The organism is Promicromonospora sp. NPDC019610, from assembly GCF_044389365.1.
In the GTDB taxonomy this organism is placed as follows: domain Bacteria; phylum Actinomycetota; class Actinomycetes; order Actinomycetales; family Cellulomonadaceae; genus Promicromonospora.
Genome location: NZ_JBIRXX010000004.1, coordinates 548,868 through 562,445, shown reverse-complemented (window position 1 = coordinate 562,445; position 13,578 = coordinate 548,868). Strand labels below are relative to the sequence as shown.

Below are 13,578 nucleotides of genomic sequence, written 5' to 3'. Positions count from 1 at the left end.
GCGTGCCTAACCCACTGCGGGTTCGTCAAAAGTGGACCAGCACGAGAGCCACGGCGATCTCGTTGCTGGACCAAAAGGCGAGCGGACGCGACGCATGACTGACTGAGCCGTCTTGAGCGGGCACCAGCCCGTTCGGCGGGGTGCGCGCAGCCTAGATCACTCTGGTGCGGCCGACCGGGCCGGAATCGCTTGGGTACCTGAAGTCGTCGACATGCACGTCTTGCGCCGTATGGGTGAAGTGGGTGGTTCGCGATGCGCGACCCGGACGAGTCCCGCTAGCCTAACCAGGCATTTCCCCACACCTGTGCGTGCATGCCGCGCCGGAAGGATCGCCGATGCCCACGATCACGTTCCAGCCTGTTCTCCGCGACATCAAGGATATTCTTAAGTCCGACTACTACGAGATTCCACGGTTCCAGCGCCCCTACTCGTGGGGCCCTGAACATCTCGAAGAGTTTTGGACGGACGTCGTGGACAACAATGGCGATGGCTATTTCATCGGCCCAATGGTCGCGTACAAGACTCAACGCGACACATTCCAGATCGTCGATGGGCAGCAGCGTATCACAACCCTTACCCTCATGCTTTGCGCTTTGCGCGATATATTCATGGGAGTAGGACGAACCGATCTCGCCGAGGGCGTGACGAAATACATCGAGCGCACCGATGACGACAACATCGATCACTACGTGCTCAAGTCGGAACCCGCCGGGCCCTTCCTCGCCTCACAGGTGCAGATGCGCACCCCTCGCACGGCTGTACCGCCGGCGAACGAGGACCAGACGAACATCAAGCGGGCGTTCGCCGATATCACGAAGCGCCTTGTGCAGGAGCGTCCAGCGGTAGCAGCCGAGCAGCTCTTCGAGGACGACCACGACTATATCGTCAAGCTCAAGATCATCCGGGATCGCGTGCTGTCGCTTCAGGTCATTTGGATCGTCCTCGACAACATCGATGACGCGTACATGATCTTCGAGACGCTGAACTCGCGAGGCCGCGATCTTGACGTCGTGGACCTTTTGAAGAACCATCTAATGTCACAGTTCAAAGCAGAAAACGGCGACCTGGACCTACCCGCCCAACAGTGGCGCGACATGCGGGAGACACTCGCCGGGGCCGGTAGCGGCGTCAATCCGAATACGTACATCCTTCACTGGTGGCTCTCACGCAACGCGTATGTCTCGGAGCGCAAACTGTTCCGACGGATCAAGGACGACGGGTTCGGGGGCGCGAGCACGGCCGACACGATCAATGCCCTCGTTGAGGAGGCTGCACTCTACGCACGGATCGCCAACCCGAGCGGCTGGTCGTGCCTGCCCGAGGAACGTGGAGTCAGAGACTCACTGGTCGCACTCGAGATATTCGCAGTCCGACAGCCTCGTCCGCTCCTGCTTGCACTTCTTCGCGCACACAAGGAAGGGATCATCAAACTGAAGAAGCTCCGTCAGGCGCTTACGGCGGTCGAAAACTTCCACTTCATAACGACAGCCGTCGTCGGCGTGAGCAGCACGGGTGGCCAGAGCCAGATGTACGCCAGATACGCGCGCGAGCTCTCGGGGACTTCAACTCCTCAGGATGCAGGCCTGATCGTGGACAAGCTTGTGCAGCAACTGCGGGGGTCGATCTCTGCCGCCGTGACGTTCGAGACAGAGTTCGCGCGGGTCCTGCGGTTCACCGAGAAGTCATCCCGCACCAAGCGCCTCGTCCAGTACACGCTGCGCAAGATGCACGACGCCGCCGAGCTCCATCCCGCGCTCGACCACAGCAAGTGCAACATCGAGCACATAGCCCCGCAGAGCGGTGGAGAGCCGTGGGTCGGTCTGATCGGCAACCTGCTGTGGCTCGACGAGAAGGTGAACAGCGAACTGGGCGATCTCTCCTTCGAGAAGAAGAGAGAGATACTGAGCGGGTACTCGGGGCTGTACGACGTCGCAGACATCATTACCGAGCAGGCGTGGGGCGAGAATGAGGTAGAGGCTCGAAGCAAGCGCTTGGCGACGCGCGCCTACGAAAAGGTGTGGAACTTCTAGCCCGACGCCCACTGATTTTCTTTGGCCGGACGAGTTCGCCGGTCGCAGCGCCCGAGGCCGACGCGGTTGTCCGCGGCAGCGACTGAGTACAGCACTCGTCGCTGCCTGAGCGCCGAGACCTGTACATCGCTCACCGGAGCGCTGGATGAGTTCACCCAGCGACGGCGGCAGGGCCCGCCTAACATCCGGACGAACCGAACCCGACGGCATCCCCGGGAAGACCAATGACGAAAACGCAGATAGTGGCTGAGATCGCACGACGGCTCCGGTTCGAGCCGCCTCCGATGTCGAGGGGATCGACCGAACCGCGACAGCTATTCACCATGGTCATTGACCGGCTCGGCATTGAGACCCAAGCAGAGACGAAGCATGATCTCGCTCGAGCGATCGTGGAGTCGGCCGGCCATGCCTGGCGTCAAGACTTTGAGTCGGCTGGTGGCACCGTCACGCTCCGCGGGCTTGCTGCAGTCCTCGAGGCCGTCACGGCCATGGTTCCTGAGGAGGGGTTCCGCCCGGGATTTCATGTCGTCACGTCGCTGCCGGTTACGGGCTCACCGCGCTCAATGCTTCTCGTAGAGGATGAATGGGACGACACGTCGCCGTTCGCCACGGCGTACAGGTTGTACTACTCGGACGCTCGCGGCTCGCTGCGGGTGATAGGTAGCCTTAAACTCGGCCAACGCGACATGGCCGCTGCCGAAGGGCGCAAGACGCGACCAAGCATTCCGAGTGCCTTCGACCGCCTCGGCGACGAGTTCTTCTCACTGGGACAAGAGTCTGACTACTACAACCGGATGTTGGGCCTCGGCGACGCGGGCCACCATATTCTTAACGCACTGCGCGACATGGCCCTCAACGAGGACGTGTACGCGCAGGCGAGCTCCGAGCCAGCGCTGAAGTCCTCGGTCATGCAATCGGTTCCGCGGTCGATGATGGTCGAGCAATTTCGTCGTCTCGCACGTGGTGGCGCCAGGTTGACGGACTACACATTAGCGTTCAGATGGGTCGGTCATAGATCCGCTCCACCCGTTCAGATCGAGCTACGCGTGACGCCGCACTCGGTGCCACCGACGAACGTGCACGCGATCATCGGACGCAATGGGGCAGGCAAGACGAGGCTGCTGCAGGCGATCTCCCACGCAGCGGTCCAGGGATCGACCTACTCTGACCAGTACATCGAAAGTGCTAGTTGGCACGAGTCCACCAGTTCGGGCCAAGTGCAGGTGCATCCGTTCACGACACTCGTACACTCGTCGTTCAGCGCTTTTGACGAGATAGAGCCGCCACCTGCCGAGACGCACGTCATCCCATTCACCTCGATCGGGCTCCCTCTCAACCAATCTGCACCCTACGGAACCGTGGCGGCAATCAGACAGATGCTGAGCAAGAGTCTCGAGGTGTGTCTGCATGGTGAGCGCCGTAGACGGTGGCACGGGGCCGTGCGAACGCTCGAATCCGATCCGATCTTCGCGGAGGCCGGGCTTTCAACGATGGCGTCTGATTCTGTCGAGCCGACCTCAGCACTAGCCGAGTCACGTGAGCACATCTTGGAAGTCTTTTCGTCCATGAGTTCAGGACATAAGCTCGCACTGCTGGCCATAACCCAACTTGTCGAGAAGGTCGAAGAAAGGGCACTGGTCCTGATCGACGAGCCGGAGTCACACCTTCATCCCCCATTGCTTGCGTCGTTCCTTCGGGCCGTCGCGGACCTGCTGACAGACCGGAACGGCGTTGCGATCGTCGCCACCCACTCGCCCGTGGTGCTTCAGGAAATTCCTCGGAAGTGCGTCACCGTCCTGCGCCGCTCCGGTTCCCGTCAGGCCGTTGACCACCCAAGGATTGAGACATTTGGAGAGAACATCTCGACGCTCACTCGGGACGTCTTCGGGTTGGAAGTTACTCGTTCCGGTTTTCATCAGAGGATCCTCGACGAGATCGATGGAGAGACGACCTTCGAAGATCTTGAGGATTCTTTCGACGGCCAGCTCGGCAGCGAAGCACGAGCGGTCGCACTCGCAGCGATCGCGAACCGGGATGCAGACTGGTGAGGTCGATCAGCAAGCCGCCTGTGTCAGCTGAGTCGACGTACCTGATGTGTGCGTCGGCGGCGACCGAACCCACCCGCGCCACCCTCACCTCGCTGACGCCAAACGCAGTTCAGGCAGCCTCGAACTACGCCGCTGCTGCTACCACCGGCGCCCTGGCATCCCTCGATCCGATCGATTTCAGTATTGCCGACGATGTCGATGTCCAACTGCGGGAGAACTACTCCCACCGGATGGCCCAGAAGGGATCACCAGCACGCGACGTATACGACCAGATCAAGGTGCTGTCGGACTTCTGCGTACTGTGCGGAGCTCAACTCGTCACCGAGCTGGACCACTACCTTCCGAAGAAGCACTTCCCGCTCCTCGCGGTCGCACCAGAGAATCTCCTTCCGGTCTGCCACCCGTGCAACCACCGAAAGGCGCAATACCGGCCTGACGATACTCGGGCAGCCCTGCCAAACCCGTATTTCGACAAGTTCCTTGACGAGCCGTGGTTGGCGGCCAACGTTGCGCAATCGACCAGAAGCATCGACTTTGCGGTGTCGCCTCCAGCCTCCTGGCCGCCAGAGCGGACAGAACGGCTCAGGGCGCACTTCAAGCAGCTCGGCCTTCGCCAGACTTTCTCAACATTCGCTGCTAGCGAGGTTGCCACCATCGAAGGTCTGATGGCTGCTCACCCACGAGCCAAGAGAGCGAAGTTGCTTGAATCTTTGGTAGCCGGTACCGAGCGCAGGATGGGCCTTAATCACTGGAAGTCGGCAACCCTGCGCGCGCTTGTCGCCTCTGACTGGTATCTCACACAGGGGTATCAGCAGATGAGTTGAGATCCCAGCTCACCGAGGCCCTACCGCTGCTTGAAGGCGCCGGTCCTCGAGCTCGTGCCCACCGAGGCCAGGGCCTGCGAACGCTTGCAGACCAACTCCTCTACGAGATCGGCCGCATTCCGGTTGGCGTCGTGCTCCCAAACTCGAACGACCTGCCAGCCGATCTCAGTGAGCACACGATCCGTGTCCGCGTCGCGCGCTGCGTTGGCAGCGAGCTTCTCCCGCCACCACACGGAGTTCGAGCGCGGTTTCGTGCCATGCTCTGGACAGCCATGCCAGAAGCACCCGTCGACGAAGACCGCGACCTTGGTCCTGGTGAATGCAATGTCGATCGTTCTGCGACGCTGTCCCGGGACCGGGTAGGCCACGCGGTATCGGAACCCCCGCGCGTGCAGTTCTCGCCGCAACGCGACTTCTGGAGCAGTGTCGCGCCGCTTGGCCCCTGACATCCGCGCGGAGACGACCGCAGATGATGAGCCCGGATGGGCCGAAACACGCTGGGGCACCATTAGCGTCTGCGCCGGTAGACCGGCCGGCACGCCGCCAGCCCGTGACTGGCCGGACATCAGGACTGCGGTTCGGCTGTCGACCGCGCCTTCGACTGGCCTCGGAGCACCGCCTCACGCACCTTCTCCCGAAGGTCACCGCCGGTCTCAGCCATCGCCTTGCGTACGGCATCGACCACGAGCTGACCTCGTTCATCGAGCTCGAGGAACCAGGCGTCGCGTTCGATCTGCGCGGCCAGTGCCTGGGCGACGATCCCGCTGTTCACACCGTTACCCAGCTGCTTCCAGGTCGCCGCCTCTTTCTGGCCTGCCCAGGAGAACTCGCTCGGGAGCCCTTGCAGCAGTGCACCCTCCTGGATGGTCAAGCGGCGGCGGAGAGGTCCGATGATCGGCGTCTGCGAGATCGCGACCAGCGCGGGCAGATGTGTCAGCCGCTTGACCCGCAGCCCGGACGGACGCATCGAGATCACGCACTCCCGGATGGAGCTCGCCTGCTGGGCTTGCCACTCCAGCTTCTGTCGCGACTCTGGAAAGCTCCTTGTGATTTCCAGCCACTTCGCTGTCCACTGCGAGTCGAACGCACGAAGCCTGTCATAGAGGCGGTAGTTGTTCGTGAGATGGCTGATCTTCCAGGCCATGCCTGCAGCCTTGCGGAGCTCCGCGACCCGCTCTGCTTCGCTGGTGGTCCACATGTTGGCCCAGATCGGGAACCCGGGGAGCTCGTTCGCTGGGCGGCCTTGGGCGTCTGCCTCGTGGGCCAGCATCTCGCGGGCTTTCTGGACGAAGGCGTCCCAGTGGTCAATCCACTTCCACTCCGCAGACGACACACTCGGTCCGCCGGTGTTTTCCCGGTCGAGCGGGAGATCCACCATGAGGTCCCACGCGCGGGTCATCTTGATGTGGTCCAACGAGATCGGCTCGACTTCGTCCAGTGGGCTGGGCAGCACGACCTCTTCGCGCTTGATCGCATCGGCCCCGACTGGCGTAGGGCGCTCCGGCATTACCCGCGTGGCCGCGATGAACACACGATCGCGTGTCTGCGGATGCCCTCCGAACTCGGGCGCGACCTTGACGGGAGACAGGACGGCCGCGGTGTGGCTAACCCGGTATCCCTTCTTCCGCAGCGTGTCGATGATGATGTCCCACTCGTGCTTGTGGCGTGGACCAGCCAGGTTCCTGACGTTTTCCAGCAGCACGACGGCGGGCTTGCGATCCTCGATGATGCGGAGGATGTCGAAGAACAGGGTGCCCCGTGTCTCGTCCATGCCGCGCTGTGCACCGGACTTGGAGAACGGTTGGCAGGGGAAGCCTGCGACCAGGACGTCGTGCTCAGGAACGTCCACCTCACTGGCGCTCTGAGTATCGATCGTGATGTCGCCCTTGGCGTTGCGGCCTAGCGGCTTCGTGCCCCAGTTGGCCTCGTAGACACGCTGCGCTGCCGGGTCGATCTCGACGGCGTACACGCACTCGCCGCCCATCGCGTCGAGCACAGCGTGGAACCCGCCGATGCCGGCGAAAAGATCTATGTACTTGAAGGCCGGCGTCTCGGGCTGGTCGTCGCTCACGGGCACTCCGTCGATGGGCTCTTGTTCGAACACGTGTTTAGCTAACCTCATCTAGCGCTGGAGCGCAAGTACCACGGCGGGGTGTTGTGAGGGCAGCGCCCAGTCTCCCACGATCCGACCACCGGTGCCCCTGTGTCAGGGTGTGCAGGTGACCGAAGCCACGTTCAACCCCGCGACGTCGATACCCGAGGCGAGCGCGCGCATGTTCGCTCTGACCGCGTCCCAGGACGCCGGAACCCGCGGGCCGAAGCGATCGCTCGTGGCGTTGGCACAGAGCCTGGGACTAGACGTGGACCTCGCAGCGGTCAATGCAGAACTTGGCGGTCAGATCGCTGCTGTTCTCGGCACTGAATGGCGGTCCAACGTCGACTACCGAAACCTCCAGATCACCTTGGAGGGGATGAACCGTCTGCTGCGGGCAGCATCCGCTAGCCTGGCGGCGCTCTCGCATGCCACAACGGTGTCCTCGGACGCAACCGCGGCCCAGGTACTCAAGGCACTCCCTGGATTCAGGCCTGCCATGCGGAAGCAGGAAGCGGTCAACCGGATTTGCGACCTCGCTGGCGTCCCGCACGACATGCTCGGCCCAGGCGGCAAGGAGCACACCTGGACGCTGCAGGACCTCGCCAAGCGTCTCGCGCCTCACCTGCTCGACCGGAAACGGACCAAGCACCAGCTCGCAGCCGCCCTGTGTGCCGAGTTCGGCGTGCCGTGGATCGACAGCGCAGGGTCGACCGGCGCCAGCATCACCCTTGAGGGCCTTAACCTGATCCTTGCGGGTGCCGAACGTCGAGCCAACGTCGCATCCTCAGCATGGACGAGCGCCAGGGAGGAGGGCATCGCGCTCGTCGACGTTCTGCGTCGGGGCCTACCTGAGCACTGGGACGGGCGGAACTGCATCGAATGGATGCGTGAGAGCGGCTCCACCCAGTGGCGCCAGATGGAGTGGGCCGGCTTCTACTTCGAGGAGAAGGTCCGCGAGCTCCTCAACGAGGCCTATCCCACGCCGCCTGTCGGCGGGCCTCGCATTCGATTCGGCAGCACGGCCTTCGACTACGCCTCTCCCACCCGGGTCTGGGACGCGAAGGCGCACACCGCCAAGACCATGAACGTCCCGCCCGATGGGCAGCCAGCCAAGCGAGCCAACGGCACGATGTGGCTCAACGACGCCCGCGCTGTCCGGGAGTGCGTCGCAGACCAGGGGCTCGGGTTCCTGATCGTCGACGGCCTCGCCGGACTAGACGCACTCGGAGAGTTTCGCGCCTGGCACAAGGCGTACGCAGAGTCGGACGGGCGTCCGCTCAGCGGATACGTCGCGAGCACGGGCACCTCGCGTCCGCGCAAGGCCACTTGGACGCCCGTGAGCCTCCAAGCTATCTGGATCGAGAACACCTTTGAGCTCGACGCAGGGATTACCGCGGGTTGGCTCATCCAGAAAGATCAGCCCGACTGGGGCGCTGCGGAGTCGAAACGCAAGCGCAACGACAAGTTCCAGGGCAAGCCGAGCCTGGCCGGACCGTGGCAGGTCGCGTCGCACTCGTGGGACGCCGCTGTGGGCTCTTGATCCGTCATCCGACTCAGCAGGGGACCGTGAACGCGACAAAATCGTGGAAGAACGAGCAGTCGCCCTCGCTACGAAGCACCTCCAGAACCTCGGATGGAGAGTCGTCGCCGATCGCCAGAAGGAAGGCGCGGGCTACGACATCGAATTCACCGATGGCGTCCGGACGATGCATCTGGAGGTCAAGGGCGTCCAGGGTCCTCGACTCGCGTTCAACCCGACTGGCACCGTCCCCGAGGAGGTCCCGCCGCACGTGGCGGTGCTGCCACGCGCGCACGGCACGCTGACCATCAGCTGGCCTGTGACGGGACGCCGTGTGTAGTCGTCCCGGGATGGGGCGAGCAACGCGACTTCCCGCCCTTCAGAAGCGGAGTTCGGAGATCGCAGCCAGGTCGATGCCGTACCGGTCGTAGACCTTGATCGTGTTCTCCCCGGTGAGGTCGTCGGCACCGTAGCCGAGCACGCCGGCGATGCGGATAACTTCCGCGGCTGACCCGGCTTCGATCTCCAGGTAGGTGGGAATCCGCGGCCAGCTGTCTATCTCGATCTCGGCGCCATCGAGAAGGAAACTCACCCGCTTGTTCTCCTGATACGACTTCGCGGTGAAACCGAGCATCCCGAGCAGCGTGTTCGTCTGCTCGAAGCTGTCGACGACGACCTCGGTCTCGTGGGTGCCATCGATCGCGTCGCTCTTGATCTCCTTGACCGTGAGCGTCGTTTCCTTGCCGGTGTCCCGCAGCCGGATCCACTTGGACATGTCGCCTGGGACGATGTCGTAGACATACCGGCGCATCAGTTTCTCGCCCAGTTTCTGCCCGCCCTTGTCGAGAATCGTCCGCTCGACGGCGGCGGGGTCGATGTCGAGGATCTTGCCCTCGTGCTCGATCGGCACAACAGGTCCTTTCGGTCGGTGTTCAGCGAGCGGTGCTGGCGGTCAGCTCGCGGTACTCGGCCTCACGCAGGGCCAGGATCTCCTCACGGAGACCGCTGGAGAGGAATTCGTCGATGGGCTGGCACAGGTCCATTCGCTGGATGCAGACGCCTACCTGGTACTGGCCGTCGCGATCGTAGTAAAGCCGGACGCCGTAGAACCCCTCCTCGCAGTCGGTGTCGTTGTTGAACTTGCACCCGGCACACGTCTCAGGCAGGCGGACCCGTCTGATTTGCTTGAAATACACGCGGCGCCCGTCGGGCAGCCTGTACGAGGTGCGCGAACCGGAGACGCCCGCGGTGACGTAGTTCGCCTCCGGAACAGCACCGCGCTCCGCCAGGACTCGTTCGATTGCGTCCACTGAGGCGGACCCGTGGTCCAGCGAGTTGAGCAGGCGAACGGTCAGGTGCGGCGAGTACTCGTCGAGCAGCCGGTGCACGCGAGGCGCGTGGCTGTCGTCCAGGACGACGATGTTCGCGCTGGCCTTGACTCCGCGATCCGCACAGACGCTGATCGAGCGGTGGAGCTCCTTGATCTTCCGTTCAGCGAGCTTGGGGTTCCGATACTTGGCGTGCTGGACCTCGGCAAGCTCGTTCGCTGTCGTCCCGAAGATCGAGAAATTGACCCGATCAAGCCCAGCCTCCGCACAGTCCGACAGGACGTTCCCGCCGTTCTCCCCGTTGGAGGTCATGCCGACCTGGTAGCCGGCACCGGTGGCGATCTTGGTCAGTCGGGCGACGTCCCGGTGCAACGTCGGCTCGCCGCCGGTCAGGTGCACCTCGGTGAGCTTGAGCGCATCGCGCAGGTCGGCGAGCACCCGACCGAATCGCTCGTCGGCGGGAATCGGGGCGGGCAAGAATCTTGCGCCGTTGGTCGCGGCGTAGATCGACATGCGTCCGCTCGGTCCGCCGATCGTGAATGTGCCGGCCGAACGGCCTCGGTTGTCCGCTGCGACCGGAGTGCCTTCGTTGTGGCAGAACGTGCAGGTCAGTCCGCAGGTGTCGCCAACCTTGACCCGCAGTGTCGTGTCGGGCTCGACGTACGTGGGGATTCCGGGCACCGGCATGTGACTGTCCCTTCGTCGTGCATGGCTGATCACGCAGGGCCACGACATAGGCGGCGTGTGTGTCGCCGAGCGGCTCAGTGGTCGGACGGTTCAGTCCGTCTGCGTGTGACCAGCCTCACGGCGTCACCACTGGTTGGGGAACGACCGCCCGCGGCACCGGGCCCGAACGTCTGCTGCACCCATCGGCTTGCCCCGTGGCCCGGATCATCCAGTTGCGAGGGCTGTCTGCATGTCTGCGTGACGGATGTGCTCAAGTTCGGGCACCATTGCCGAACCGGTGCTGAACTGCTGCCGAAGGTCGGAGGTGGGGGCCTGTCTTGAGGTCTGATGTGGGGGAACGATGACAGGCAGTGTGCACCGGTGGACCGGTCGAGAGACCAAGCAGCTTCGAGAGGCGCTTCGTATGACGCAGCGCCTGTTCGCCGAGCATCTGGGCGTCAGCGACCGAGTGGTCGCCAAGTGGGAGTCAGGGGGCACCGACTACGTTCCGCGGCCCGAGACACAGGCTCTTCTGGACACGGCGCTCGCTCGTGCTTCCGACGAACAGAGCGGGCGCTTTCACAGCCTGACGGCGCCAGGCGGCAAGCGCCTAGGTCGTGTCAGGGACGCCGCGGACGACGCCATCCGGGTCGACTCGCACAAGTTCATGCCGGTCTTCGTCGGGCACTACCTCGCCGCCAGGCTCATGAAGCGAGTCGGGCTCGAGGCGCCCGAGGCTCTTCTGGACACAGGATTCGCGCCCATCGATCACCCTGATGCCGACCAGTGCTCGCTCTATGTGCATCCCTGTGGAGTGGCCCTGTTCCACATCGTTCAGCCGCGCGAGCCCGAGACGCTCTCCGAGCTCGCCGAATGGCGGTACCGCACCTATGCGACGGACCCACCATGGGCCGCGCAGGTACTAGCGGAGCTGCTCGGCGCCAACGGCCACACCGACCTGAGGCCGGAGTATGTGCTGTCCGCCTATTGGCTCCACGACTGCCCGTGGGACGACGCTCAGTACGAAACCGCTCTGCAGCTCATGGCGACACCGTCGCCGCTGGTCGATCGCAGCGACCCGAACGAGGTGAGGGCGCTCGGCGCAGAGACCGAGACGGCGCTGTTGTCGTCGGGCTTCGCTCACCCGGCGGTCACGTCCATCGGAGTGCACGGAATCGCGGCAGGCTTCGTCGGATGGTCTGGGGTCTCCTATCACCCGCTGGCACTCGAGCGTGCGCTGACGATCGACGAACTCGTCGAGACCGAGGTGCTCGCGCAGCTCATCTGGTGCTACTCGGCGCACATACAGAGATCCGTGGAGACCGGCCGTGACCCCGACGTCCCCGACAAGTACGGCTGGCGCTTCCTGCGCGCGGCTCACTCGCGCCTGACTTCCGCCCGACCGCTGGAGACAGCCCAGCACCGCCTGATGAGAGAGGCCATCGTGAACACCAGTGGACTGACCGACATCCTGCTCGGCGCCCAAGCGGCCCTTCGAGAAGACCAGCGGTGACCAGCATGACCAGCACCCAGCTCCGCAACCCCGCACTCGTCGTGGTGGACGTACAGAACGGCTTCGTCAATCGGCACAGCAAGCACGCGGTCCCGGCCATCGCCGACCTCATCACAGCCTGGACGAGCCTGAAGCTTCCGGTGGTGTTCACCCGCTACCTCAACCAGCCGGGGAGCGCGTACGAGAAATACTTCTCCTGGTCGCGCCTGATGGAATCGCCCGAGATCGACCTCGCACCCGAGATCCAGCCGCTCGCCGCCGGGCATCCCGTCATCGACAAGCTCGGGTACACCCTGTTCAGCGACGAGGGAGCGGCGCTGGTCAGTGACCAGGGCTGGAACGACCTGGTGTTCTGCGGGATCGCGACTGAGAGCTGCGTGCTGAAGTCCGCGGCCGACGCCTTTGAGCGCGGGTACGGGCCATGGGTCGTGACCGATGCCTGCGCCAGCGACGCGGGAACCGGGACCCACGAGGCCGGGCTCGCCGTCACACGGCGCCTGATCGGACGGCGCCAGCTCATCACCACGTCGACCCTGCTCGAATCGTTCGCCCCGACGCAAGCCGACCGATGACGTCAGAAACGGACCTCGTCATCATCGGCGGCGGACCCGCCGGATGCGCCGCAGCCGTCATGGCGGCCAGCGTCGGGCTCACCAGCACGATCATCGAACCCAGGACGCGTCTCGGCGGCGCTCTGTGGCGCATTGCCGCCATCGACAACGCCCTCGGCGGGCACAGAACGGGTCCAGACCTCGCCGCAGCGGTACTCGCCGACGTCGAGCGCGCCGCGCCCGACATCGTGCACGCCGCGGTAACGCGCATCGACGCAACCGACCACTCGGTCAGCGTGACGCTTGCCAGCGGGCGTCAGATCAACGGGAAGCACGCCATCGTCGCAACCGGCGTCGCCCCCATCCAGCCGCACGACGCACCATGGATCATGACAACCACCCCCATGAGGCTGTCTCCGCTGTGGGACGCCGATGCCGCTGGCGCCGTCGGCCAGACCTGGCTTGTCCTGGGTGCCGACCGCCCGCTCGGCACTTTCTTGCGCGCCAACCCGGCGCTCGATGTCAAGCTGCTGGTCCCGCATCCACCGTCGGACTCCTACAAGACCGACGAGGTCGTCGGCGACCCACGGATCACCTTGATCCCCTTGGACGCTCTGACGATTGACGACAACCTGGTCGCGCAGCCGGGCGACCTGCGGGGTGATCAGACGTTCACCAACATCGGTGTCGCGCCCGTAGCAATCCACGGTCTTGTGCGCGACGCGAACGGCTACTGCCCCGTCGACGGCCAGCACCCGCGAGTGCACATCGCCGGCGACCTGCGCTCCCCGCTCGCGCAACGTGTTCAGACCGCGATGGGGTCCGGCGCCGAGGCGGCGCTGAGTGCCTATTACGCCGGGCGGATCTAGTCGGTCAGCGCGAAACGCCGGCGACGAGGCAGTCATCCGACCCTGCTGTGACCTCCACACGCCCGGAGGACACCGCCCCGGCAACTACCACGTCCCGCTGATCGCGATTACCACGGCGATCAACGCAAGCGCCCC

The 13,578-nt window shown here is 64.2% G+C and carries 12 protein-coding genes; 8 read left to right on the top strand and 4 right to left on the bottom strand.

The features are described 5' to 3' along the window. The first annotated feature begins 335 nt into the window (after positions 1–335). From ACH45N_RS27500 to ACH45N_RS27490, 3 genes are all read left to right on the top strand, one after another. Entirely contained in the window at positions 336–2,030 is a 1,695-nt protein-coding gene (locus tag ACH45N_RS27500; protein ID WP_397399399.1) for a DUF262 domain-containing protein, read from the top strand. Between the two features lie 323 nt (positions 2,031–2,353). Next, positions 2,354–4,078 (top strand): AAA family ATPase, encoded by a 1,725-nt coding sequence (locus ACH45N_RS27495; RefSeq protein WP_397399397.1) that lies wholly within the window; start codon positions 2,354–2,356, stop codon positions 4,076–4,078. A 20-nt stretch (positions 4,079–4,098) separates the two neighbouring features. Beyond that, a complete protein-coding gene (locus tag ACH45N_RS27490; protein WP_397399395.1) occupies positions 4,099–4,902 on the top strand; it encodes an HNH endonuclease in 804 nt (267 codons plus the stop codon). Between the two features lie 20 nt (positions 4,903–4,922). On the opposite strand, the gene ACH45N_RS27485 is transcribed toward ACH45N_RS27490, so the two are convergent. Both ACH45N_RS27485 and dcm read right to left on the bottom strand, forming a co-directional pair. Beyond that, entirely contained in the window at positions 4,923–5,351 is a 429-nt protein-coding gene (locus ACH45N_RS27485) for a very short patch repair endonuclease (protein WP_397399393.1), read from the bottom strand. A 116-nt stretch (positions 5,352–5,467) separates the two neighbouring features. Continuing rightward, on the bottom strand, positions 5,468–6,973 hold the full coding sequence (gene dcm / locus ACH45N_RS27480; protein WP_397399391.1) for a DNA (cytosine-5-)-methyltransferase: 1,506 nt from the start codon (positions 6,971–6,973) through the stop codon (positions 5,468–5,470). Positions 6,974–7,121: 148 nt separating this feature from the next. Between dcm and ACH45N_RS27475 the strand changes: the two genes are divergently transcribed. Continuing rightward, complete coding sequence (locus ACH45N_RS27475; RefSeq protein ID WP_397399389.1) at positions 7,122–8,537, top strand: hypothetical protein; 1,416 nt, start codon at positions 7,122–7,124, stop codon at positions 8,535–8,537. 43 nt (positions 8,538–8,580) lie between these two features. Further along, entirely contained in the window at positions 8,581–8,856 is a 276-nt protein-coding gene (locus ACH45N_RS27470) for a protein NO VEIN domain-containing protein (protein ID WP_397399387.1), read from the top strand. A 39-nt stretch (positions 8,857–8,895) separates the two neighbouring features. On the opposite strand, the gene ACH45N_RS27465 is transcribed toward ACH45N_RS27470, so the two are convergent. Both ACH45N_RS27465 and ACH45N_RS27460 read right to left on the bottom strand, forming a co-directional pair. Further along, complete coding sequence (locus ACH45N_RS27465) at positions 8,896–9,426, bottom strand: class IV adenylate cyclase (RefSeq protein ID WP_397399385.1); 531 nt, start codon at positions 9,424–9,426, stop codon at positions 8,896–8,898. A 22-nt stretch (positions 9,427–9,448) separates the two neighbouring features. Beyond that, positions 9,449–10,531: a radical SAM protein gene (locus ACH45N_RS27460; protein WP_397399383.1), complete on the bottom strand. Its 1,083-nt coding sequence runs from the start codon at positions 10,529–10,531 to the stop codon at positions 9,449–9,451. A gap of 340 nt (positions 10,532–10,871) precedes the next feature. On the opposite strand from ACH45N_RS27460, the gene ACH45N_RS27455 reads away from it, so the two are divergent. The 3 genes from ACH45N_RS27455 to ACH45N_RS27445 are packed head-to-tail and all read left to right on the top strand — an operon-like array spanning position 10,872 to position 13,443. Continuing rightward, positions 10,872–12,023 (top strand): helix-turn-helix domain-containing protein, encoded by a 1,152-nt coding sequence (locus ACH45N_RS27455; RefSeq protein WP_397399381.1) that lies wholly within the window; start codon positions 10,872–10,874, stop codon positions 12,021–12,023. Between the two features lie 5 nt (positions 12,024–12,028). Further along, positions 12,029–12,595: an isochorismatase family cysteine hydrolase gene (locus tag ACH45N_RS27450; RefSeq protein WP_397399379.1), complete on the top strand. Its 567-nt coding sequence runs from the start codon at positions 12,029–12,031 to the stop codon at positions 12,593–12,595. Then, positions 12,592–13,443: an FAD-dependent oxidoreductase gene (locus ACH45N_RS27445; protein WP_397399377.1), complete on the top strand. Its 852-nt coding sequence runs from the start codon at positions 12,592–12,594 to the stop codon at positions 13,441–13,443. The genes ACH45N_RS27450 and ACH45N_RS27445 overlap by 4 nt, the downstream gene beginning before the upstream one ends. The last annotated feature ends 135 nt before the right edge of the window (positions 13,444–13,578 follow it).

Excerpts from the sequence above, each read along its gene's own strand:
- ACH45N_RS27500 (WP_397399399.1), top strand. The coding sequence starts at position 336 with ATGCCCACGATCACGTTCCAGCCTGTTCTCCGCGACATCAAGGATATT.
- ACH45N_RS27495 (WP_397399397.1), top strand. The coding sequence starts at position 2,354 with ATGGTCATTGACCGGCTCGGCATTGAGACCCAAGCAGAGACGAAGCAT.
- ACH45N_RS27485 (WP_397399393.1), bottom strand. The coding sequence starts at position 5,351 with ATGTCAGGGGCCAAGCGGCGCGACACTGCTCCAGAAGTCGCGTTGCGG.
- ACH45N_RS27460 (WP_397399383.1), bottom strand. The coding sequence starts at position 10,531 with ATGCCGGTGCCCGGAATCCCCACGTACGTCGAGCCCGACACGACACTG.
- ACH45N_RS27455 (WP_397399381.1), top strand. The coding sequence starts at position 10,872 with ATGACAGGCAGTGTGCACCGGTGGACCGGTCGAGAGACCAAGCAGCTT.
- ACH45N_RS27450 (WP_397399379.1), top strand. The coding sequence starts at position 12,029 with ATGACCAGCACCCAGCTCCGCAACCCCGCACTCGTCGTGGTGGACGTA.
- ACH45N_RS27445 (WP_397399377.1), top strand. The coding sequence starts at position 12,592 with ATGACGTCAGAAACGGACCTCGTCATCATCGGCGGCGGACCCGCCGGA.